The sequence below is a fragment of the Pseudomonas sp. OV226 genome (genome assembly GCF_003148705.1).
Lineage (GTDB): Bacteria > Pseudomonadota > Gammaproteobacteria > Pseudomonadales > Pseudomonadaceae > Aquipseudomonas.
In genome coordinates this window covers 115782-135727 of sequence record NZ_QGGS01000012.1, presented here as the reverse complement: position 1 = coordinate 135727, position 19946 = coordinate 115782, and the positions used below count along the sequence as shown (strand labels likewise).

At 58.0% G+C, this 19946-nt stretch carries 20 protein-coding genes; 8 read left to right on the top strand and 12 right to left on the bottom strand.

Annotation, left to right across the window (positions count from 1 at the left end):
* The first annotated feature begins 185 nt into the window (after positions 1-185).
* Positions 186-1598 (top strand): purine-cytosine permease family protein, encoded by a 1413-nt coding sequence (locus C7534_RS19680; RefSeq protein ID WP_109786750.1) that lies wholly within the window; start codon positions 186-188, stop codon positions 1596-1598.
* A gap of 96 nt (positions 1599-1694) precedes the next feature.
* On the opposite strand, the gene C7534_RS19675 is transcribed toward C7534_RS19680, so the two are convergent.
* From C7534_RS19675 to C7534_RS19665, 3 genes are all read right to left on the bottom strand, one after another.
* Positions 1695-2096 carry a GFA family protein gene (locus tag C7534_RS19675; protein WP_077431906.1) on the bottom strand — a complete coding sequence of 134 codons (402 nt, stop codon included), beginning with the start codon at positions 2094-2096 and terminating at the stop codon, positions 1695-1697.
* 161 nt (positions 2097-2257) lie between these two features.
* Complete coding sequence (locus C7534_RS19670) at positions 2258-3115, bottom strand: TauD/TfdA dioxygenase family protein (RefSeq protein WP_109786749.1); 858 nt, start codon at positions 3113-3115, stop codon at positions 2258-2260.
* Positions 3116-3364: 249 nt separating this feature from the next.
* Entirely contained in the window at positions 3365-4390 is a 1026-nt protein-coding gene (locus C7534_RS19665; RefSeq protein WP_077431908.1) for an AraC family transcriptional regulator, read from the bottom strand.
* Between the two features lie 109 nt (positions 4391-4499).
* Here C7534_RS19665 and C7534_RS19660 point away from each other — a divergent pair, with 109 nt between their 5' ends.
* On the top strand, positions 4500-5537 hold the full coding sequence (locus C7534_RS19660; protein WP_218278080.1) for an alpha/beta fold hydrolase: 1038 nt from the start codon (positions 4500-4502) through the stop codon (positions 5535-5537).
* A 63-nt stretch (positions 5538-5600) separates the two neighbouring features.
* Here C7534_RS19660 and C7534_RS19655 read toward each other — a convergent pair whose 3' ends face one another.
* Together C7534_RS19655 and C7534_RS19650 are read right to left on the bottom strand one after the other, a co-directional pair.
* Complete coding sequence (locus C7534_RS19655) at positions 5601-6080, bottom strand: 2,4'-dihydroxyacetophenone dioxygenase family protein (protein ID WP_046030525.1); 480 nt, start codon at positions 6078-6080, stop codon at positions 5601-5603.
* A gap of 107 nt (positions 6081-6187) precedes the next feature.
* The gene (locus tag C7534_RS19650) at positions 6188-7060 is read right to left on the bottom strand and encodes a TauD/TfdA dioxygenase family protein (protein ID WP_218278082.1); all 873 of its coding nucleotides are present in this window, start codon (positions 7058-7060) and stop codon (positions 6188-6190) included.
* Between the two features lie 502 nt (positions 7061-7562).
* Between C7534_RS19650 and C7534_RS19645 the strand changes: the two genes are divergently transcribed.
* The 3 genes from C7534_RS19645 to C7534_RS19635 all read left to right on the top strand — a co-directional run bounded on the left by C7534_RS19645 (position 7563) and on the right by C7534_RS19635 (position 10556).
* The gene (locus C7534_RS19645) at positions 7563-8222 is read left to right on the top strand and encodes a hypothetical protein (protein ID WP_046030522.1); all 660 of its coding nucleotides are present in this window, start codon (positions 7563-7565) and stop codon (positions 8220-8222) included.
* 77 nt (positions 8223-8299) lie between these two features.
* Positions 8300-10090: a SulP family inorganic anion transporter gene (locus C7534_RS19640; RefSeq protein ID WP_109786747.1), complete on the top strand. Its 1791-nt coding sequence runs from the start codon at positions 8300-8302 to the stop codon at positions 10088-10090.
* A gap of 202 nt (positions 10091-10292) precedes the next feature.
* On the top strand, positions 10293-10556 hold the full coding sequence (locus C7534_RS19635) for a hypothetical protein (protein ID WP_052961888.1): 264 nt from the start codon (positions 10293-10295) through the stop codon (positions 10554-10556).
* A gap of 128 nt (positions 10557-10684) precedes the next feature.
* On the opposite strand, the gene C7534_RS19630 is transcribed toward C7534_RS19635, so the two are convergent.
* The 3 genes from C7534_RS19630 to C7534_RS19620 form a co-directional block, all read right to left on the bottom strand.
* Positions 10685-11980, bottom strand: coding sequence for an OprD family porin (locus C7534_RS19630; protein WP_109786746.1), 1296 nt, complete (start codon positions 11978-11980; stop codon positions 10685-10687).
* A 146-nt stretch (positions 11981-12126) separates the two neighbouring features.
* Positions 12127-12567, bottom strand: coding sequence for a type II 3-dehydroquinate dehydratase (locus C7534_RS19625; RefSeq protein WP_109786745.1), 441 nt, complete (start codon positions 12565-12567; stop codon positions 12127-12129).
* A 15-nt stretch (positions 12568-12582) separates the two neighbouring features.
* The gene (locus C7534_RS19620) at positions 12583-13938 is read right to left on the bottom strand and encodes an MFS transporter (protein ID WP_046030518.1); all 1356 of its coding nucleotides are present in this window, start codon (positions 13936-13938) and stop codon (positions 12583-12585) included.
* Positions 13939-14104: 166 nt separating this feature from the next.
* Here C7534_RS19620 and C7534_RS19615 point away from each other — a divergent pair, with 166 nt between their 5' ends.
* Both C7534_RS19615 and C7534_RS19610 read left to right on the top strand, forming a co-directional pair.
* On the top strand, positions 14105-14989 hold the full coding sequence (locus C7534_RS19615) for a LysR family transcriptional regulator (RefSeq protein ID WP_046030516.1): 885 nt from the start codon (positions 14105-14107) through the stop codon (positions 14987-14989).
* Positions 14990-15071: 82 nt separating this feature from the next.
* The gene (locus C7534_RS19610) at positions 15072-16463 is read left to right on the top strand and encodes an MFS transporter (protein ID WP_109786744.1); all 1392 of its coding nucleotides are present in this window, start codon (positions 15072-15074) and stop codon (positions 16461-16463) included.
* Between the two features lie 57 nt (positions 16464-16520).
* Here the strand turns inward: C7534_RS19610 and pcaG are convergent, their stop codons facing one another.
* From pcaG to C7534_RS19590, 4 genes are all read right to left on the bottom strand, one after another.
* A complete protein-coding gene (gene pcaG, locus C7534_RS19605) occupies positions 16521-17123 on the bottom strand; it encodes a protocatechuate 3,4-dioxygenase subunit alpha (protein ID WP_077431911.1) in 603 nt (200 codons plus the stop codon).
* Positions 17124-17135: 12 nt separating this feature from the next.
* Complete coding sequence (gene pcaH / locus C7534_RS19600) at positions 17136-17855, bottom strand: protocatechuate 3,4-dioxygenase subunit beta (RefSeq protein WP_046030504.1); 720 nt, start codon at positions 17853-17855, stop codon at positions 17136-17138.
* Positions 17856-17977: 122 nt separating this feature from the next.
* Entirely contained in the window at positions 17978-18907 is a 930-nt protein-coding gene (gene pcaQ, locus C7534_RS19595; RefSeq protein ID WP_109786743.1) for a pca operon transcription factor PcaQ, read from the bottom strand.
* A 91-nt stretch (positions 18908-18998) separates the two neighbouring features.
* On the bottom strand, positions 18999-19262 hold the full coding sequence (locus C7534_RS19590; RefSeq protein WP_046030602.1) for a hypothetical protein: 264 nt from the start codon (positions 19260-19262) through the stop codon (positions 18999-19001).
* 258 nt (positions 19263-19520) lie between these two features.
* On the opposite strand from C7534_RS19590, the gene C7534_RS19585 reads away from it, so the two are divergent.
* Positions 19521-19862: a hypothetical protein gene (locus tag C7534_RS19585; RefSeq protein ID WP_046030500.1), complete on the top strand. Its 342-nt coding sequence runs from the start codon at positions 19521-19523 to the stop codon at positions 19860-19862.
* Positions 19863-19946 lie beyond the last annotated feature (84 nt).

The following is a 19946-nucleotide window of genomic DNA, read 5'->3' as shown; positions in this document are numbered from 1 at the left end:
GCAGTCGTTAATCTTGAGTTTGCGTTCTTCCTGAAACACCGCATCGTCTGATTTCACGACTGCTTCGCAGCCGGACGCAGGCTTCGCCAGCTGCTACGGATCGCGTCATGGCTTAGCTGTTCGGCATTACCCATGCCCACATTGGATTGTGTGGATGCCTTTTACCTTTGAAGAGAATAAAAATAATGACCCAGGTCCGCGATAGTCAGCAACGAAGTCCCCTGATCGAGACACGCTCGATCGATTACATTCCCGAGGCCGAGCGTCATGGCAGCCTCTACAGCCAGTTCACCCTGTGGCTGGGTGCCAACCTGCAAATCACCGCGATTGTCACCGGGGCGCTGGCCGTGGTGTTGGGCGGTGATGTGTTCTGGTCGTTGATCGGCTTGCTGATCGGCCAATTGCTCGGCGGTGCAGTTGTCGCGCTGCACGCCGCTCAGGGACCGAAGCTTGGGCTGCCGCAGATGATCTCCAGCCGTGTGCAATTCGGGGTCTACGGCGCGGCGATCCCGATTGTGCTGGTGTGCCTGATGTACCTCGGTTTCAGCGCGACCGGCGCGGTCCTGTCGGGGCAGGCGATTGCCCAGTTGATCAGTGTCAGTGACAGCACCGGCATCCTGATATTTGCTGCTTGCATCGCGTTCCTGACGATCTTCGGCTACCGGGTGATTCACCTGGTCGGACGGGTAGCGAGCGTGCTCGGCATCATCGCCTTCGCTTACCTGTTTACTCGGTTGATGACCCTCAACGACATCGGCCTGCTCCTGGAAAACCGCCACTTCGGTTGGAGCACATTCCTGCTGGCGGTGTCGTTGTCGGCCTCTTGGCAGATCGCCTTCGGCCCGTACGTGGCTGACTACTCGCGCTACTTGCCGAGCAAAACGTCGTCCTGGAAAACCTTCGCCGCCGTCGGCCTGGGAACCGTACTCGGCGCCCAGGCTTCCATGGTGCTCGGCGTGTTCGCTGCCGCGTTGGCCGGCGCCAATTTCCGCGGTCACGAAGTGGCGACTATCGTCGGCCTGGGCAGCACCGGGGTGATGGCATCGTTGCTGTACCTGAGCGTGGTGTTCGGCAAAGTCACTGTGTCCACACTCAACGCCTATGGCAGCTTCATGTGCGTGGCCACCATCATCAGCGGTTTTCGCAGTCGCCTGGAAATCACCGCCCGCCAGCGCATGCTGTTTGTGCTGCTGATCGTCGCGGCGTCCACCACGCTCGCACTGGTCGGCCAGTACTCGTTCCTGAATTCGTTCAAGTACTTCATCCTGTTCTTGCTGACGTTCTTCACCCCGTGGAGCGCGATCAACCTGGTGGACTACTACTTCATCAATAAAGAGCGCTACGACATCCCGGCGTTGTCCGACCCGGCGGGGCGTTATGGTCGCTGGAACGTGTTGGGGATCAGCGTGTACGTCAGCGGCGTATTGATCCAGCTGCCTTTTGTCGACACGCATTTCTACTCCGGGCCGATGGTCGCGCAACTCGGCGGGGTGGATATTTCCTGGATCGTCGGGTTGGTGGTGCCGGGTGTTCTTTACTATCTGCTGGCCAGGAAGTCAGTGGTGGCGGTGCCGGTTGTACGCAGCACCAAGGCCTGACCGAGGGGCGACAGTGCATTGATCTACGCTGCACTGTCGCCGTTGCCTGAGGGCACTTTGATCTTTGAGGTACAGAGCATTTCCGACCCATTGCGATCACTGGTGTTGCGGCCATTGATCCAGAATTTCGTACCACGAAGCCTTGGACATCACCTGAACGTGTTTTTGTTTGGCCGAGGGCAGTGTTGTATCCAAAGTCCCTAGCGCTATCGAGATCCAGTCAGAGTATTCGCCTTGGCTCGCTGACCAGAACAGCGACGAGCCGCACTGATGGCAAAATTGCCGAAGTACGGATTCAGAGGACGGGTACGACTTGAGGCTATCGGCGCCTTGAATAAGTTGCAGATCATCGCGCAACACACTGCCATAGCTGGCAAAGGCTGCCCCATGGCTTTTGCGGCATTGGCTGCAATGGCAGTGAGACAGCGCTTTAGGTTGTGACAAGACCCGATACTTGACGGCGCCGCAAAGGCAGCTGCCCTGGAAGGCATCAGTCATTCAGGGGGGATACCTTGTATTGAGAAGGCCGCAAATTTAAACAGCCAGTGTTGTCGTTGTCGACCGACGCTTTCTGGTTGTTTTCTGCCTGTCGTAAAAGGCTATAGTCGGCCCAAAGTAGACACTCTGAAGCATCTCTCGTCTCTGGGCCGCTTTACTTGTCAGTAGGGTTTGTCGCCGATGATGGCCGCGCGCTCCATCTTGCGATGGCAGGGCGGATAGTCCATCACTGCATAGTGCTGGGTGCAACGGTTATCCCATATCGCCACGCTGTTTTGCTTCCAGCGCCAACGGACTTGGTACTCGGGGTTGTAGGCCTGGCTAATCAGGTACTTCAGCAGGTCGACGCCTTTTTGGTTGTAGTCCTGGCCGACACGGACGCGTCCCTGGCTGTGGTAGTTCACGAAGTGCGTCGCGTAGGCATTGACGAAGAGCACCTTTTCGCCGGTTTCGGGATGGGTACGCACTACCGGATGCTCGGCATCGGGGTATTGTGCCTTCATCGCCAAGCGCTTTTCCTTCGGCATGGCGGCAGCGAAGGAAGCGTTGAAGCTGTGGCTGGCGATCAAGCTGTCGATTTCCTGCTTCACATCGATTGGCAGTTTTTCATAAGCCAACACCATGTTGGCCCACATGGTGTCGCCTCCGGTGGGTGGGCATTCGATGCAGCGCAACACAGCGCCCATCGGCGGCGACTCCCGCCAAGTGGCATCGCAGTGCCACGCATTCTCGTAGCGATCCGCCGGATTCTCCGGGGTCTTGTAGATTTGCACGAGACCGGGGGCCTCCGGGTGGCTGGGGAGCATCGGATGGGTTTCGAGCTGGCCGAGGCGCAGGGCAAATGCTTCGTGATCGCGGCGTGAGAGCTTGTCCAGATCCTGATCGCGCAGGAACAGCACCTTGTATTTCAATAGTGCCGCATACACTTCGTTGAACAAGCCGTCGTCGCGCACTGCGTCGCCCAGATTCACGTTGTGCAGTTCCGCGCCGATGGCACAGGTCAATTGTTCGACTCGCATTGCGTCTCCATTTCGATGGTTCTTGGCCGGGTCGTGGGCAGGCAGGAGAAATCGTGCCTTGATAGACGGCGGCGCTTGTTATTGTTGATCCGGTCTTTGCAGGTGCGGCAAGGCGGGAGATGGGTATCCGGCGCATGAACTGGCCCCTCTCAGTTAAGAAGGGACCGCGGACCCATAGTAGGAAGCGCGAGAGTCACGCCATGGGCATGGCGGGACATTTTCTTCGCTTATTGGGACACAGCAGGCGGGTTAAAGCGGTGGTGTTGCCTTGCTCTCTCGATAGCGGGCAGCCCAATCGGAAGGTGTCTTGCCAAACTGACTGCGAAACCAGCGTGAAAAATCACCGGCAGAGGAAAAACCGAGAAGTTCGGCAACTTCATACAATCGGCGTTTGCTGTTAGCCAGATACTCTTCGGCGAGTTCAGCACGCACAGCATTGATGATCGTTGTGACACTCTCTCCCTCGGTCGCCAGGTGTCGGTTAAGGGTGCGTCGATGCATGCCAAGATGCTGGGCAACCCCGTCGACAGAACACAGTCCGCTTGGCAGCAGCATCTTGACGATCTGGCGTACGCGCTGCGCCGGTTCGTCGCGCAGGTTAGCCAATTGCATGTCCAGCGTTCGCTTCACCTCGCGATGCAACGCGGGGTCAGCCGCGGGAATGGGCATGTCCAGGTCGCGCGCGCGGCAAACAATGGCGTTGAATTCCTGGGAAAACTCGATAGCGGCACCCAGCACTCGTTGGTGCACTTCAAGGCTGGAAGGGCGCTCGTGAGTAAAACTGACCCTGACCGGGCGAAACGTATTGCGCGTCAGTACGCTCAACGTCCGCAGGCCAATACCTGTCGACTGTTCGATAGCCTGGCGCCAGACACCGTGCCCACCCTGCATATTCACACCCACATGTAGCAGCACCAGGTCGCCTGCGTCTTCAAGTCGCAACTGCACCCCGGCGTTATGCAGACGCATGTACCGCGCACACGATTGCAAGGCGGCACGAAGTGTTGGTTCTTCGCGGATGAGCAACGCCAGCATGCCGAAGTTGGACAGGTGTCGCGTTTCCGCGAGCAACAACCCGAAGGCTTCCTGACCGGACAGGCGGGCTGATTCCTCCAGCAGCCAACCCACCGAATCGATGCTGATCATGATATTCGGATCGTCGAGGACACTGGCCGGCAACTTGGCCAAACGCAGCATACGAAAGGGATCGAGCCCCACTGAACGGGCAACCTGCTCATAGTCGGTAAGGCTGGCACTTCGCGTCAGGGTATACATGTGTCCCCGTGTCCCAATTTCACAAGATTGTGTCCTGCGCAGCTTAGTGCAGGACGCCTTGTCACGGCTACCTTCAGGCCAACAACCAAAAAAGGATGGAGGTAGATAAATGAACAAGCGCACCGCTATGCGCGTCGGTCAGAAGCAAGTGGCAATAGAGCGATCGGACGCCGACGATCCCGATGCATTCAATCACTGCTTTGCCGAACTCAACGGTATTCGCATGCATTACATCGACGAGGGGCAGGGCCCGCTCGTCATTCTGCTGCACGGTTTTCCTTATCTTTGGTACATGTGGCGGCGCCAGATCGGGGCGTTGGTCGAGGCCGGGCATCGAGTCGTGGTCCCCGATCAGCGGGGGTTTGGGCAAACCGATCGACCCGATGCCATCGAAGCCTATGACATGAGTCAGGCAGTCGGCGACATGGTGGGCTTGATGGCGACTCTGGGCGAAACGTCAGCGGTGATCATTGGGCACGACTTGGGTGCCTGGGTGGCCCAGGCGGCGGCCATGCTGCGGCCGGATCTGTTCCGTGGCCTGGTGATGCTCAATACGCCGGTGCCACCGCGTGGCAAGATCAAGCCGACCGTAGCTTTGCAGGCAATGGCCAAGGGCAGGGTGTATCACCACCTGTATTTCCAGCAGCTCGACAAGCCGGATCGCGAATTGGCCTGCGACCCGCGCAAGACCTTGCGTAGTGTTTTCTATTCGATTTCCGGCAGTGCTGTCGGCGCTGAACGCTGGCGTCTGTTCGTCGAGCCAGGTGAGCCCATTCTCAACGCCTTCACGGAACCGAAGGGCGAGTTCCCGTCATGGCTGAGCGCGCGGGCGCTTGATTACTACGTCGCCGAATATTCCCGCACCGGATTTAGCGGTGCCCTAAACTACTACCGCTGTCGCGACCGGAACTGGGAAATCACCGCGTTTCTCGACGGTGCGGTGGTGCGCCAGCCAAGCCTGTTCATCGGTGGTGCTGCCGACCCTTCACTGGAACCGGTCGAAATCCGCGGTCTCTACGACCAGCTCGACACTTATTTACCCGGGCTGCAGAACAAGGTGCTGTTACCCGGCGTGGGTCATAGCGCCGCGGAAGAAAGCCCCGAACAGGTCAACGAACTGCTCCTAACGTATCTCGAACAGTTCTAACGACGAGGGCGAGCGCCTTGGCGCGCCCGCCCGATTCGCGATGTTCGCGGCAATACCTGTTACTCAGTTGAATGCCGTGAGGTCTTTCGGCGCGATGTCATGTTGCTCGCACCAGGCGAGATAACGCTTCAACCCGGACTTCCAGTTTTCGAGCGCGACGATGTTGTCGTTCCCGTCCAGGAACGCCAGATCGCCGGTCACGTGAACCAGCGTGAGCACATACCCATCTGCGCTTCCCGTGCTGACGACTTCAGGCGTGTGAGTCGATGCCGCCGTCTCGTACACGATGCTGCCAGGGCCGGCGATCCAGTCATGCTCCTTGTATTTCCACTGGCCTTCGATCGTGTAAACCATCACCGTCCCGGTGTGGTGATGCTTGGGCAGTTGCATGTCCAGCGGTGCCTTCATCATGACGATCCATTCACCCCGGATCGGGTCAAGTTTGAAGTACTTCAGCAGGACGTTTTCCGCATAGGGCGTAAAGGGTATCCACGGCAGCGATTCGCCATCGATGACTGCGGTGTCGACGTGTTCGTAGAGCATGTCTTTCTCCATTGATGCGGTTCAGGTCGAGTATTCGTCGGCAGCCAAAGCCGCCCGACCATCTCTGATGGTCGGGTGCTCCGGATTTTCTGAAGGGGGTGTCGGGATCAGGTGAGCGGGGTGCCCGCGAGAGTCGCGCGTAGCATCTTTCTTGGCGCATTGCCGTAGTCAGCAACTGCGTAGTGCTGGACTTGCAAGTTGTCCCACATGGCAATCGTGTTGGTTCGCCACTTCAGACGTACCTGGTACTCGGGAATCGCGGCCTGCGACGTCAGGTAGTTCATCAGGTGATGAGCCTCGGGCATGAAGTCCTGGCCGTAGCGGATATCCTCGAAGTTGAAGAAATTCGAGAAATGGGTGGTGAACGCGGAGTTGACGAACAGCACCTTTTCGCCTGTTTCGGGATGAACAAGCACCACAGGATGTTCAGCGGCGGGATTCTTCGCGGCCATGGCGTGACGTTGTTCACGTGGCAACTGGGCACCAAAGGAATGCTCGGCACTGTGCTTTGCGTACAGACCTTCGATCCGTTGTTTGACCGCTTCGGGCAGGTTTTCGTAAGCCATGACCATGTTGGAGAACAGGGTGTCGCCGCCGGATTCAGGGCCCTGCTCGCAGCGCAATATCGCTCCGCGAGGCGGCGCTGGCTTGAAGGTGACATCCGTGTGCCAGAGGTTTTCTCGGCTGGCCTTTTCGACAAAACTCTTGGGCTTGTTCGGGTCAAGGTTGCGATAAAGCATCAGCAGCTTGTCCGCCTCCGGATGGCTCGGCGCCAGGGGATGACCTTCCAGTTCGCCGAATTGCGCGGCGAAGTGCTGTTGCTCCAGGGGAGAAATGTCCTGATCGCGAAAGAACAGCACTTTGTGCTTCAACCACAGCGCCCGGATTTGTGCGATCAGTTCGGGATCCCGGGTAGCGTCGGCCAGGTTGATGTTGCTCAGTTCGGCACCGATGGCGGGGGAGCAAATCTCCACCTTGATCGAATGCTGACGCACTGACGACCGAATAATGGCGGGTGCCGAGTGGGGAAGTGGTGAAGGAGTGTCTTGGGTTGTGGCGACTGTTGTCATTGTTGTCTCCAATCCGGGCTTGTACAGCGGTGCGCAAATGTGTGCATCCGGCATAAGTAACTGGCCCCTGCCAGCGGGGCAGAGGTACCGGTCCTATAGTAGGTAGCGCGGGCGCAATACCATGGGCTTGGCGGGACAGTTTCTTCGCATGCTGGGACACTGGCAGAGAGGACATCGAACAATAGTGCGATGGAGGGCGCACGGTGTAGTTGCATTCTGCTACGCAGGGTGTCGCTTCTTGACTGATCGATATCAGGCAAGCATGCCGCCATTGGAGATTCGCACACGATGGCGGCGACAATTATTTTTGTCACTACAATGAAGTGAAATCGAAAGGAGCTCCGCCCGAACGCGTGGTGCTCTGGCCCAGGAAGTTTGCACCCCGCAGGTACTTTTCAGCGAGGAAGGACGTATGCCAACCCCCGTAGAACAGAAGCGGGCGCGGATTCTCGACCCCGTCGACCGCGTCACCGAGGTGATCTTCGGCCTGCTCATGGCGATGACGTTCACGGGGACGATCAGCGTGGCGACCTCGGGCCAGGAGGCCGAACGTACGATGATGTTCGCCGCGCTCGGTTGCAATCTTGCCTGGGGGCTCGCCGACGGGGTGATGTATCTACTCAGGGCATTGGTCGACCGCACGCGCAAAAGCACGTTATTCGAAAAACTCGCCAGGGCGGACGCGGCCACCGGGCAGGCGCTGGTGGCGGGGGCATTACCGTCGCACGTGGCGGCAGCCGCCAAGACAGAGACCCTTGAATTGTTACGCAGCCGCCTGGTCGAGTACCCGGCCACGTCAGTGCAGTCGGGCCTCGGCTGGGAAGATTTCAAGGGGGCATTGGGCGTTTTTCTGCTGGTGGTGTTATCGACCTTTCCACTCGTCATACCTTTCCTGTTACTCGAACAGACGGCGCTCGCCGTTCGTTTATCCAATTTGATCGGGCTCGTGGTGCTGTTCATCGCGGGTTGGATATTGGCGCGGTACGCAGGCGCAAAGCCGTGGCAAGGCGGGATTGCGCTGGCGGTCACTGGCGCATTGCTGATCGCCGCGATCATCGCACTCGGCGGATGAAGACGAGAGGCGGGCACGGCCAATCCGCGGCTGCCCACTAAGCCAAATTGTGCTGTACACCAAGGGGTTACAGTTCTATGAGCGATTCGAACTCTTCACCTTCCACCCCGGAACCGGGTCGTATTGCCCGTCGGGAAGCAGGCGCCAATCAGAGCGCCTGGATCCGCTGGCTGCCGGGGCTGAACACCCTGCGCCACTATCAAATAGCCTGGCTGCGAAATGACATCGTCGCCGGGCTCGTGCTGACCACCATGCTGGTGCCGGTGGGTATTGCTTACGCTGTGGCCTCGGGCGTCCCGGGCATCTATGGCCTCTACGCGACGATCATTCCACTGCTCGCCTATGCGTTGTTCGGCCCCAGCCGGATTCTGGTGCTGGGACCGGATTCCTCGCTGGCCGCAGTCATCCTTGCCGTCATCCTGCCGCTGTCGGGCGGCGACCCGTATCGGGCCGTCGCCCTGGCGGGAATGATGGCGATTGTGTCGGGGCTGGTCTGTATCCTGGCGGGCATAGCGCGCCTGGGCTTCATCACGGAGCTGCTCTCCAAACCGATCCGCTACGGGTACATGAACGGTATCGCACTGACCGTATTGATCAGCCAACTGCCGAAAGTCTTCGGTTTCAAGATCGAGTCCGCCGGGCCTCTGAGGAACCTGTGGGCGATCGCCTCCGGGGTGATGGAGGGAAAAAGCAACTGGATCACGTTCGCGGTCGGCGTCGCCACGTTGGTGGTGATCCTGTTGCTCAAGGGGCACAAACGCATTCCGGGTATTTTGATCGCCGTGGCCGGCGCAACCATCGTGGTCGGTGTGCTGGAGCTTGGCACGAAATACGGCGTATCGGTCCTCGGCACGCTTCCACAAGGCATGCCGGCGTTTGCCATTCCCTGGATCACCCAGGCCGATATCGTCCCGATCGTGATCGGAGGCTTCGCCGTGGCGATGGTTTCGTTTGCTGACACTAGCGTGCTGTCGCGCGTCTATGCGGCGCGCTCGCGTACTTACGTTGATCCGAACCAGGAGATGGTCGGGCTCGGCGTTGCCAATCTGGCGGCGGGGTTTTTCCAGGGCTTTCCCATCAGCAGCAGTTCGTCACGCACACCTGTAGCCGAGGCCGCCGGCGCTAAAACCCAGTTATCCGGGGTCGTCGGAGCGCTGGCTGTGGCCTTGCTGCTGATGGTGGCGCCGAACCTGTTGCAGGACTTGCCCAACAGCGCGCTGGCCGCGGTGGTGATTGCATCGGCCATCGGCTTGATCGAGGTCGCTGACCTGCGCCGTATCTATCGCATTCAGCCCTGGGAGTTCTGGCTGTCCATCGCCTGCACCGTCGGCGTTGCTGTGTTCGGCGCCATTGAGGGTATCGGCCTGGCCATCCTGCTCGCGGTGATTGAATTCCTGTGGGACGCCTGGCGCCCGTACTCAGCCGTGCTGGGGCGTGCCGATGAGGTTCAGGGTTACCATGACATCACGCGCTTTCCCGATGCGCGACTCATCCCCGGCCTGGTCTTGTTTCGCTGGGATGCACCTTTGTTTTTCGCCAACGCCGAGTTGTTCAATGAACGGGTGCTGGACGCGGTGGCGACGTCGCCGACGCCGGTGCGCTGGATTGTCATTGCGGCAGAACCGATGACCAGTGTGGACGTGACGTCTGCCGATATGTTGGCGGAATTGGACGAAACCTTGCGCAACGCGAGCATCGAGTTGTGTTTTGCCGAGATGAAAGACCCGGTCCAGGACAAACTGAAGCGATTCGGGATTTTCACGCAGTTTGGCGCCACCGCGTTTTTCCCCACGATAGGCACTGCCGTCAACAGCTACCTGGCGACGTATGCGGTGGATTGGGTCGTCCGCGAGGACGAGGAACACTGAGCGTAACGCTTGATTTTGGCGGCTATCAACGACCGTCTCGCCTTGCAGGACGGTCTAAGTGGTCCTATCGTCGGATTTCAGGTGCTACACCGGTTGGGTGGTTGAGAATGAAGGATGCAAGAAGACTTTCCCCTGGACATCCTCGGCGAGCGGACTGATAGGCGAGCGAGACGACCGAGTGTTTTTGAATTGGAGGAACATCATGATTCGCAAGCACTGCTTGATGGCCCTGGCGACACTGGTTGTCGCCGCTGGTGTGCAGTGGGTGTCGGCGCCCGCGTACGCAACTGAACAGGGAGAGCAACGGCGCGAAGCGCGGGATACCAGGCAGACAGGGCGCTCCGATGCACGTCAAACAAAATATGATTGCCGCAAGGACAATGACAAGAGCAATGCAAACTGTCGCCAGGACAAGCGCAGCAGCAAGCAGGACACACGCCGCACGGCTCGGGACATCAAATATTGATGGCTGAGATAAATCCCGTTCTCAACGGGATTTATCAGGGATGGATTTGTGGTTGCACTTGAAGCGGCTGCTACTGGCGGGTTTGGCTTGCCAAAACGGTCAGTTGCAGCGCGTTTATGTGTGTCGCCTTACAGCAACGATATCGGGTAGCTGACAAACAGCCGGTTTTCGTCAAATTCATTGGTGCTGAAATTTTTCCGGATACTGGAGTTTCGCCATTTGACGCTCAGGTTTTTCAAGGCTCCAGACTGAATGACATAGGCCAGTTCCGACTCCCGACCCCATTCCTTGCCATCGGTGAAAGCCCCCGTGTGCACGTTATCGCCACTCAAATAACGATTCATCATGGTGAGTCCGGGGATGCCGACGGTGGCGAAATTGAAATCGTGACGAACCTGCCAGGAATGCTCTTGGGCGTTATCGTAGCTGGAGTTATAGCTGTCGTTCGCCAGCGTGCCGCCACTGGCACCATTGACTCGCATCCACGCGGTATCTCCGGTCAGTTTTTGCAAGCCTACATAAAACGTACTGCCTCCCAGCTTTGCAGATAACAGGCCAAACATTGTTTTGTTGTCCATGTCTCCGGCCAGGCTGGCACCGTTTTCCTTGCCGGTGAAAAAGCCCAGATTGGCGCCCAGTGTCCAGTCACCCACAGGTTGGCTGTGATTGAGGCTGAAGTATTGTTGCTGATAGATGTCCTTGAGTTCGTCGTACCAGAGCCCAACCGTAGTGCGCTTGTCGTTGAAGGTGTATTCACCGCCGCCGAAGTTAAAACGGTCGGAAGTAAACGCCGCTTTGCCGTTCATGGACATGTCTTCCATGCTGGCGTCGTTGCGCGGGCTGTTTTGCCTGATTTGACCGCCATACAACGCCAGCCCGCCGATTTCCTGGGAGGTGATCTGAGCGCCACGAAAGGTTTGCGGCAACGAACGGCCATCATCTGAACGCAGGATGGGCAGCGTACTGACCCATTCGCCGACTTTGACCACCGTTTTTGAAACCTTGGCCTTGGCGGCAACGCCCAGGCGTCCAAAGTTGTCAGCAGGGCGCCCATCATCATGGATAGGCAGAAGTTGCGTGCCGCCCGTGCCTTTGCCTCCGTCGAGCTTTTGCGAATAAAGCCCCAGTACATCGACACCGAACCCTATGGGGCCTTGGGTATAGCCGGAGCGGGCATCGAGGATAAAGTTTTGCGTCCACTCCTCGGCTTTGTTCTGTGGCGCGGCCCTGTTTGGGTAGGCGGGATTGACGAAGTTGCGATTGATGTAGGCGTTGCGCAGATTGAGGGTAGCGGTAGCACCCTCGACAAAACCGCTATTTTCGTCGGCATGAACGACTGCTACCGAGCCGGCGCTGAGTGCCAGGGTCAGGCTGATCAATGAGTAATGAGCAGGTACGTTGCAGCGAAAAATAGTGTGGCGCATGGTGGTTTTCTCGCAGTGAATTATTATTTTTTTTGGCGGTTTTTGTGGCCCACACCTGAATTTCAGGCGCAGGCGGCCCTGGCAACCATCAGCCGGGAGGCCGCCGTGTAAGCGTCTAGCGATCAGCTGTGTCGGGGCGTGGGCAACTAGCGACGCAGCAGGTCATCAATGGCGCGGAGTGCGAGGGGATAACCGTCCGCACCCATGCCGCAAATCACCGCGTTCACTACGCCAGACATGATTGAGTGGCGATGCAGTTCGTCCCGTGCATGGATGTTCGACAGGTGCAGTTCAATCAGTGGTGCGTCGATCAACTTCAGGGCGTCCAGCACCGGAATCGAGTGAAACGAAAAGCCGGCCGGGTTGATGATCAAGGCCGCGCCTTGCTCGAAGGCCTCCTGAATCCAGTCGACCATTACGCCCTCATGGTTGGTCTGGCGAAAGTCGCATACCAGGCCAAGTTCCTCGGCGAGCATTTCTGTACGTTGCCGGATTTGATCGAGCGTGGTGTGCCCGTAAATGTGCGGCTCACGACGACCCAGCAAGTTCAAGTTAGGGCCGTTAAGGATGAAGACGGTGCGGTTCATGGTCGTCCTGGTGCGTTATTTGGAAAGAATGACGGCAGAAGTGGTATCGACAGCGTCTGATGCGGCGACGGCATTGAGGTCGACGCCGCGGGTTTCAGGGCCGATGACGATCATTGCCAGCGAGATCAGGTTGATCACGGCGCACAGCGTCACCAATGGCCACGGCGAGTTGTTCGACTGGCTCATCAGCCAGACCGCGATCATCGGCATCGGGCCACCGATCACCAGGTTGGCGCCGGTGTAGGCCAGGGCGGAGCCGGAGTAACGGACCTGGGTCGGGAATGCTTCGGCGAATGCCACCGGCTGGATGCCGCTCTGGAACTGGGTAAAGCCCAAAAACAGCCCCATGATCGCCATGATCGCGGTGACGTTTTGCGTGTTGAGGATCGGGAAGTAGACGAACAGGATCAGCAAGGTCATGCACGAGCCCAGGGCCAGCGCCTTTTTACGGCCCCAGCGATCCGACAGATAACCACCGGCTAGCGCACCGAAAATTGCGCAGACGTTGGCGACCATGAGGGACATGAAGCCCATCGATTGGCTCATGCCCAGATGCTTGGTCAGGTAGCTCAGGGAAAAAATCACGATCAAATAGAACAGCGCAGCGGGCGAGCAGAAAAACAGCATCAAGCGCAGGATGGTTTTGTAGTGGCTGCCCAGTGCGGATTTGAGCGGGCTTTTTTCTTTCTTCGCTGGCGTCTTTTTCAGAGCCACGAACGCCGGGGTTTCATCGACCTTCAACCGGATGAAAATCGCGACCACCACCAGTACGAAACTCATCAAGAAGGGGATTCGCCAGCCAAAACTTTCAAACTGCTCACTTGAAAGCGTCGCTGCCAGGCCCATCAACACGCCGTTGGCCAATATCTGGCTGAGCGGTGAACACAACCCGAGCATGCCGGAATAACGCCCTCGGCGTTCGGGGGATGCGTGCTCCAGGGCCATCAGTTGCGCCCCGGTGGACTCACCGCCCAACGCGAAGCCTTGAATGATCCGCAGCAGCACCAGCAGGATCGGCGCCCAGATACCCACCTGGCCATAAGTAGGCAACAGGCCCATCAATACCGACGCCAACCCCATCATGGTCACTGTAGCCAGCATCAGGTTGCGTCGACCGAGTTTGTCACCCAGGTAACCGCAGGTGATGGCACCCAATGGCCGCGCGGCCAGGCCAACGCCGAAGGTCGCCAGCGAAGCCAGCAGCCCCGCGGTCGGCTCCATGGCCGGGAAGAACAACTTGGGCAAAATGGTCGCCGACACCGCGCCATACAGCGTGAAGTCAAACCATTCCAGGGCGGTGCCAATGGTCGCGGCGGTCACTGCTTTGCGAGGCATGCGCAAATCATGAGTCTCGTTACTGGTCGTGCTCATAGAGGTGCTCGTCATTGTTTTTATGGTTATGGATTACCCACACGATCCTGCTCGGGCAAAGGCTTTGGCAGGACGCGTCGAAGTGAGTAGACGTTAGCGCATCCTGCTTGCAGAATAATTATCGAAATCCAGATAAATTAATAAGCCAGCCTTATGGATAAGCCTTATGGAACTGCGTCACCTGAAAGCCTTTGTCGTGGCGGCCGACCTGCAACACTTCAGCCGGGCTGCCGAGCAGTTGGGCATTGCCCAACCGGCACTCAGCCAATTGATGCGCACGCTTGAGTCCGAACTGGGCCTGGCACTGTTTCGCCGGGAAAATCGCGGTGTGACGTTGACGGCTGCTGGCGAGGCGTTTCTGCCTCACGCGCGCCAATCCATCGATTCCAGTGAACTGGCGGCGGCAGCGGCGCGACGTGCCCGGCGTGGAGAAGTGGGCGAGATCAACATCGGTTACCACTCGGCGTTGTTCGAGGCCAATTTGCCGCAACTGCTGCGCCATTACTTCAGCTCGTTTCCCGAGGTCAAAGTGTCGCTGGTGGATGCGGGTATTCGTATGCAGTTCGACATGTTGCTCGATCATAAACTCGACCTGGCCTTTGCCAGGGTGTTCAAGGATCACCTGCCCGACCGGTTGCGCACCCACCATTTCAGCCAGTCCAGGCTCGTTCTGTTGATCCCGGACAACCATGAATTGGCGGAAAATTTTACCGGTGAACTCGCGACATTGCGGCACGAGAAGTTCGTATTTCTTCAGGACGTTGCCGGCATTGGCCTGACGTCTCACACACTCCAGGCCTGCCGGCAAAATCAACTGCATCCCAAAAACATCATGTACGTACCGTCGCTGATGAGTATTCCTGGACTGGTCGCAGCCGGCATCGGCCTGAGCATCGTGCCGGAAACCATGACCCGGTTAACCATGCCTGGCATACGGATAGTGCCGCTGGATCAGCCGGAGATGGTCAGTGAACTGTCGCTGATTTCCCGAATTGACGAGCGTTCCAGTGCGGTGCTGCATTTTATCGAGGAGGCTCATGGGTGGGGGTAACCTTGCCCTAAGGGCCTTTCGACTTTCATTCGTTTTCGATAGTAAAGTGTCGGCCAATGCCTTGGCTGATCCGGGATGACCGATGTCTCAACGCCGCTCAACGTTGATTGCCCTGTTGGTAGCGGTCACGTTCTTTATGGAGAATCTCGACGCCACCGTGATCGCGACCGCGCTGCCTGACATGGCCAGGACGTTTGGTGTGCCGGCGGTGGATGTGAACATTGGCATGAGCGTCTATATGCTCGCGGTTGCGGTGTTCATCCCCATCAGCGGCTGGCTGGCTGATCGCTTCGGTTCACGCTTTATATTCAGTTCGGCGATCGTGCTGTTTTGTCTGTCTTCATTGCTGTGTGGGTTGAGTGACAGCCTGCCAACCTTTGTCGCTGCGCGCGTGCTGCAGGGAATCAGCGGAGCGATGATGGTACCGGTCGGGCGCCTGGCAGTGCTTCGTACGACCGAGAAGAAAGACCTCGTGCGAGCGATCTCGGTTATTACCTGGCCCGGTCTGGTCGCACCGGTTCTTGGCCCCCCGTTGGGTGGTTTCATCGTCACCCACGCTTCCTGGCCGTGGATTTTCTACCTCAATCTTCCGCTGGGCGTGTTGGCCATGATTGCCGCGCTCGTCTTGATTCCCAAGCGAGACCCTGTCATTGCCCGGTCTTTCGATTTCAGTGGTTTTCTGCTCGTTGCTGGCGCCAGCGCCGCGCTGCTGTTTGGTGTCGAGCTGCTGGGGCAAAGCCGTGCCAATGTGTGGCCGGCACTGTCACTCGGTTGCGCAGGCGTGATGCTCGGTGTCTTAGCCTGGCGACATCTGCGTCGGCAGGACCAACCGTTACTGGCGCTGGATGTCTTGGGAGTCCGCACCTTCAGTGTCTGTCTGTGTGGCGGGTCGATTTTTCGGATCGCCATCAGCACCTTGCCGTTTCTCCTGCCGCTGATGTTTCAACTGGCCTTCGGTCTTTCTGCGTTGGATGCGGGGTTACTGGTGTTGGCTGTCTTTGCGGGCAATCTGGCCATGAAGCCGTTCACCACGAGGGTGATGCAACGCTTCGGATTTCGCCCGGTGCTGATGATCAACGGCATCCTCGGCGTAATGGCCATCGCGGCCTGTGCGTTGCTGGATGAGCGCATGAGTTGGGCGTTGGTCTTGTTCATTCTGTTTGTCGGTGGCTTGTCACGGTCCATGCAATTCACCGCGTTCAACACGTTGGGTTTTGCCGATGTCCCAAAGGAGCAGATGAGCGATGCGTCGACCCTGTTCAGTATGTTCTTCCAGCTGAGCATGGCGATGGGGGTTGCCACGGGGGCGCTGCTGCTACGGCTCGCGATGAACATTCATGGCAATAACGGCCACGCAGAGACGGTCGACTTTCAGCTGACGTTCCTGTGTGTGGCGGTGATTGCAGGGATTGCTTTGCTGGACAACCGGCGATTGCCACCGAAGGCGGGTGAGGCGGTGTTGCAGCGAGCATGAACAGGGGAAAATGCCCACGGTGTTGAGCGTTTGCATCTCAACACCGTGCCTGCATCGTTAGAAGTCGAAGAACACCGTTTCCGATTCGCCTTGCACATGAATGTCGAAGCGGTAGGCCAACTTGCCATCAACGGTACAGCGCCTGGCAATCAGGGATTCGCGCCGATGGGGTTGTTCGATCAGATTCAATACGGGGTCCACGGCATTCGCCTCGGGTTCATCGTCGAAGTACAGGCGGGTCTGCAAGTGGATGTTGATACCCCGGGCAAACAGCGCCACGTTGATATGCGCGGCCATGGCAACGCCTGAGGCATTTTTCAGCGTGCCCGGCTTGATGGTTTTGATCGTCCATTCACCGATATCTGTCGTGGCGGTGCGGCCAAAACAGTTGAAGGGTTTTTCCAGGTCGTAAGCCGTGTCGAAGTCGCCTTCGTGATTCGCCTGCCAGAACTCCAGAAACGCGTCACGAATCAGGTGGCCGTTGCCGTCATACACCTGGCCCATCAATAAAATGTGCTCACCTGGCGCGTCAGGTTTAGCCATGTGGTTCCAGATTTCCTGTTCGCGCGGCGCGTTGCCGGCAGCCTCCAGCGCCAAGCCGATATGGACATAAGGGCCGGCCGTTTGCGACGGGGTTTCAGGCAGAAGTTGAACGGGCATGTGCAGGCCTCCTCAGCGGTTTTCGAAGTGGGTCTTGCGCTGGCCGCGCAGGACGATATCAAAACGATAAGCCAGGCAATCCATTGGATTGGCCATGCTCATATCCAGCTTGGCGATCAAACTCTGCACCGCTTCCTGATTCGAAATCGACTTGACGATGGGGCACATCGGGATGAGCGGATCACCTTCGAAATACAGCTGAGTAATCAAACGCGTGGCAATTGACGGGCCACTGATGGAGACGTGGATATGGGCCGGTCGCCAATCGTTGGGGCCGTTGCGCCATGGGTAGGGGCCGGGTTTGACGGTGCGGAAACTGTAGTTGCCATCGCGGTCCGTCAACGCTCGGCCAACCCCGCCGAAATTCGGGTCAAGGGGGGCCAGGTAACTGTCTTTTTTATGCCGATAACGGCCGCCGGCATTGGCCTGCCACATCTCCACCAACGTGTGAGGGATCGGCTTGCCGTACTGATCACACACTCGACCTGCGACGATGATTCGCTCTCCGATCGGCAGGCCACCATGATTGAAGTTCAACAGCAGATCGTTATCGTGCTGACCCAGCTTCAGATGGGAAAAATCCGGGCCGCTGGTTTCGGATAATGACTGGGGGATGCTTACCAGTGCCTGGCGGGGAGATCGCAGGATGGATGTCTTGTAGTCCGGTGTCAGGGCTTTGGGATGCCAATTACGGTCACGGATGACGAAGCGGCTGTCATGCGCATCAGACATGTCGTTTTTCCTATTGTTATGGTTGGAGGCAGAGACTGCGTTGGCAGCGACTCGACACCCAGTTTCCGCTGATGCGGCCCAACCCAAAATTGAAAAAAACGACCTTATTCATGTCCAAATGGTTATGGATATTCTCCGTCACGATATTCCTGGCCAACCTCGCGCAAGGCCTCCACGCACCATTGCGCCGCGGGTGTCACCGGCAACGCAGGGTTTGTGCATAGCCCCACGGAACCGCCTGGCTCACGCATCCCCAGATCCAGCTCCACCAACTCTCCTTGCCGCAAATCCTGCCTGACCGCATCAAGTGGTGCGACCCAGATGGCCTGGCTGCATTGTACGTAGCGCCGGCTCAGGGCTATCGACAAGGTTTCCAGGCGTTGGCGTGAAGGCGTTATCCCGTGTTGCACAAACAGACTGTCGGCGAACTGTCGGATGGTGGTCCCCGCCGACGGCAATACCAGCGGATAGCGTTCGAGGTTTTGATGCCCCGCTGGATCGGCGAGCACCGGATGGCCAGTGCGGACCACCAGGGTCATGGACTCGCTGTAGAGATGTTCGAACGCCAGCCCGGAAATAAAGGGGCTATCGGTCATTCTGCCCACCACCAGATCCAGTTCACCGACACGCAGTCGGGACAGCAAATAGGCACTTGGCCCGGTCACGACACTGACCACCAATGCGGGGTGCCTGTCGTGTAAACGGCAGACAACTTCAGGCACCAACTGACTTTCGACAGTGGACAGTACGCCGAGCTGCACGGTAATGGGCTCATGTACACCAGAGCGCAAACTGTTAACCCCTTCGCGCAGCGATTGCACACTCGGTCCTGCGTATCGCAAAAAAGCCACGCCGGATTCGGTCAGCGTCGAGCCTTTTTTACCCCGTTCAAACAGTGTGGCTTCCAGCAGGGTTTCCAGTTCCTTTAGCGTCTTGGACAGTGCCGGTTGGCTGATTGCCAACTTGTCGCAAGCACGTGCGAGGCTGCCCTGGCGCGCCACCTCGAGAAAACACACCAGATGACGGAATTTGATGCGGGTATCGATGTTCAATCGGGGTGCTCTGCCTTCTTGGTATGGCACCCATTAGTGCTGGATGCGAAGCGTTAGAGCAGCTATACGGAGCTGCGCTGTTTTAATGTCGCTATTCGAGCCCGTGTTTGTCCAGTTGCTGAAGCCACGTATTCACCACCCTGCGATCCAGCTCCTCCCAATCCGCCATGCCCAACACCCGCATGGTGTTCAACCCGCGTAAATAACCGCGCAACTGATGGGCGGTGTCTCGGACAAGCTCCGGGTCGGACGCGTTTTCGCCCAACAGAACGCTTTCGTACTGGATCAGGTAGTCGGCCACCCGGTCACGGAAGTCGGGCAAAACGGCATCGCGAATCAGGTCAAAAGTTCTCAAGGAGAGATCCTCATCAATCTTTTCCAGTTGTGATTGAGTGCGCATTCGTCTGCCCGGCGCACAACTATTGTTAGAAGTAATAGTGACCATTACGAAACGCAAGTTCTGATTTGTCGGAAATAGTCGGAAAATCGCGTCCATCGAACACGCCGCTCAAGAAATTCAGGCGATGAGACATTGACCCGATGGCAATGGCGGCGCCCTTGAGGCTGTTCCGTTGCTGGATGAACTGAACCTTTTATTTTCAGGATGAGCCCGATGCGCCGTTTATTCGTACCCGTCATGGCGTTTGCCTCTTTGTTGCTCGCCGGTTGTGCGTCGGCGCCGAACGATCCGACGCTGACCTTGCAGACCAGCAAGACCCCAGCTCAATACGCTGACTGCGTCGTGCCGAAATTGCAGGGCAATGCGTTGACCCCGACTGTCTCGCAGACCCAGCGCAGCTACCGGATCGTGGTGCCGAGCAAAATCTCGACGGATAACGTACTGGAAGCCTACAAGGCCGGGAACGGCGGCAAGGTGTTCATCTACGAGCGGCATCTACTGGCTTCGAACTTGCTGCCTTCGAGTTTTCAACGCGCTGCACAGGATTGCATCTGACCCTGACTCGTAAACGCTTTTCACCGTGCTCCTTTGGTTGGCCGCAACCAACCAATTCTTTGCCCCGCACCGCATTCGGTAGCG

What these genes read in the sequence shown, in the direction of transcription:
- C7534_RS19680 (WP_109786750.1), top strand. Translation starts at nt 186, where the DNA reads ATGACCCAGGTCCGCGATAGTCAGCAACGAAGTCCCCTGATCGAGACA.
- C7534_RS19675 (WP_077431906.1), bottom strand. Translation starts at nt 2,096, where the DNA reads ATGACTGATGCCTTCCAGGGCAGCTGCCTTTGCGGCGCCGTCAAGTAT.
- C7534_RS19670 (WP_109786749.1), bottom strand. Translation starts at nt 3,115, where the DNA reads ATGCGAGTCGAACAATTGACCTGTGCCATCGGCGCGGAACTGCACAAC.
- C7534_RS19665 (WP_077431908.1), bottom strand. Translation starts at nt 4,390, where the DNA reads ATGTATACCCTGACGCGAAGTGCCAGCCTTACCGACTATGAGCAGGTT.
- C7534_RS19660 (WP_218278080.1), top strand. Translation starts at nt 4,500, where the DNA reads ATGAACAAGCGCACCGCTATGCGCGTCGGTCAGAAGCAAGTGGCAATA.
- C7534_RS19655 (WP_046030525.1), bottom strand. Translation starts at nt 6,080, where the DNA reads ATGCTCTACGAACACGTCGACACCGCAGTCATCGATGGCGAATCGCTG.
- C7534_RS19645 (WP_046030522.1), top strand. Translation starts at nt 7,563, where the DNA reads ATGCCAACCCCCGTAGAACAGAAGCGGGCGCGGATTCTCGACCCCGTC.
- C7534_RS19640 (WP_109786747.1), top strand. Translation starts at nt 8,300, where the DNA reads ATGAGCGATTCGAACTCTTCACCTTCCACCCCGGAACCGGGTCGTATT.
- C7534_RS19635 (WP_052961888.1), top strand. Translation starts at nt 10,293, where the DNA reads ATGATTCGCAAGCACTGCTTGATGGCCCTGGCGACACTGGTTGTCGCC.
- C7534_RS19630 (WP_109786746.1), bottom strand. Translation starts at nt 11,980, where the DNA reads ATGCGCCACACTATTTTTCGCTGCAACGTACCTGCTCATTACTCATTG.
- C7534_RS19625 (WP_109786745.1), bottom strand. Translation starts at nt 12,567, where the DNA reads ATGAACCGCACCGTCTTCATCCTTAACGGCCCTAACTTGAACTTGCTG.
- C7534_RS19620 (WP_046030518.1), bottom strand. Translation starts at nt 13,938, where the DNA reads ATGAGCACGACCAGTAACGAGACTCATGATTTGCGCATGCCTCGCAAA.
- C7534_RS19615 (WP_046030516.1), top strand. Translation starts at nt 14,105, where the DNA reads ATGGAACTGCGTCACCTGAAAGCCTTTGTCGTGGCGGCCGACCTGCAA.
- C7534_RS19610 (WP_109786744.1), top strand. Translation starts at nt 15,072, where the DNA reads ATGTCTCAACGCCGCTCAACGTTGATTGCCCTGTTGGTAGCGGTCACG.
- pcaG (WP_077431911.1), bottom strand. Translation starts at nt 17,123, where the DNA reads ATGCCCGTTCAACTTCTGCCTGAAACCCCGTCGCAAACGGCCGGCCCT.
- pcaH (WP_046030504.1), bottom strand. Translation starts at nt 17,855, where the DNA reads ATGTCTGATGCGCATGACAGCCGCTTCGTCATCCGTGACCGTAATTGG.
- C7534_RS19585 (WP_046030500.1), top strand. Translation starts at nt 19,521, where the DNA reads ATGCGCCGTTTATTCGTACCCGTCATGGCGTTTGCCTCTTTGTTGCTC.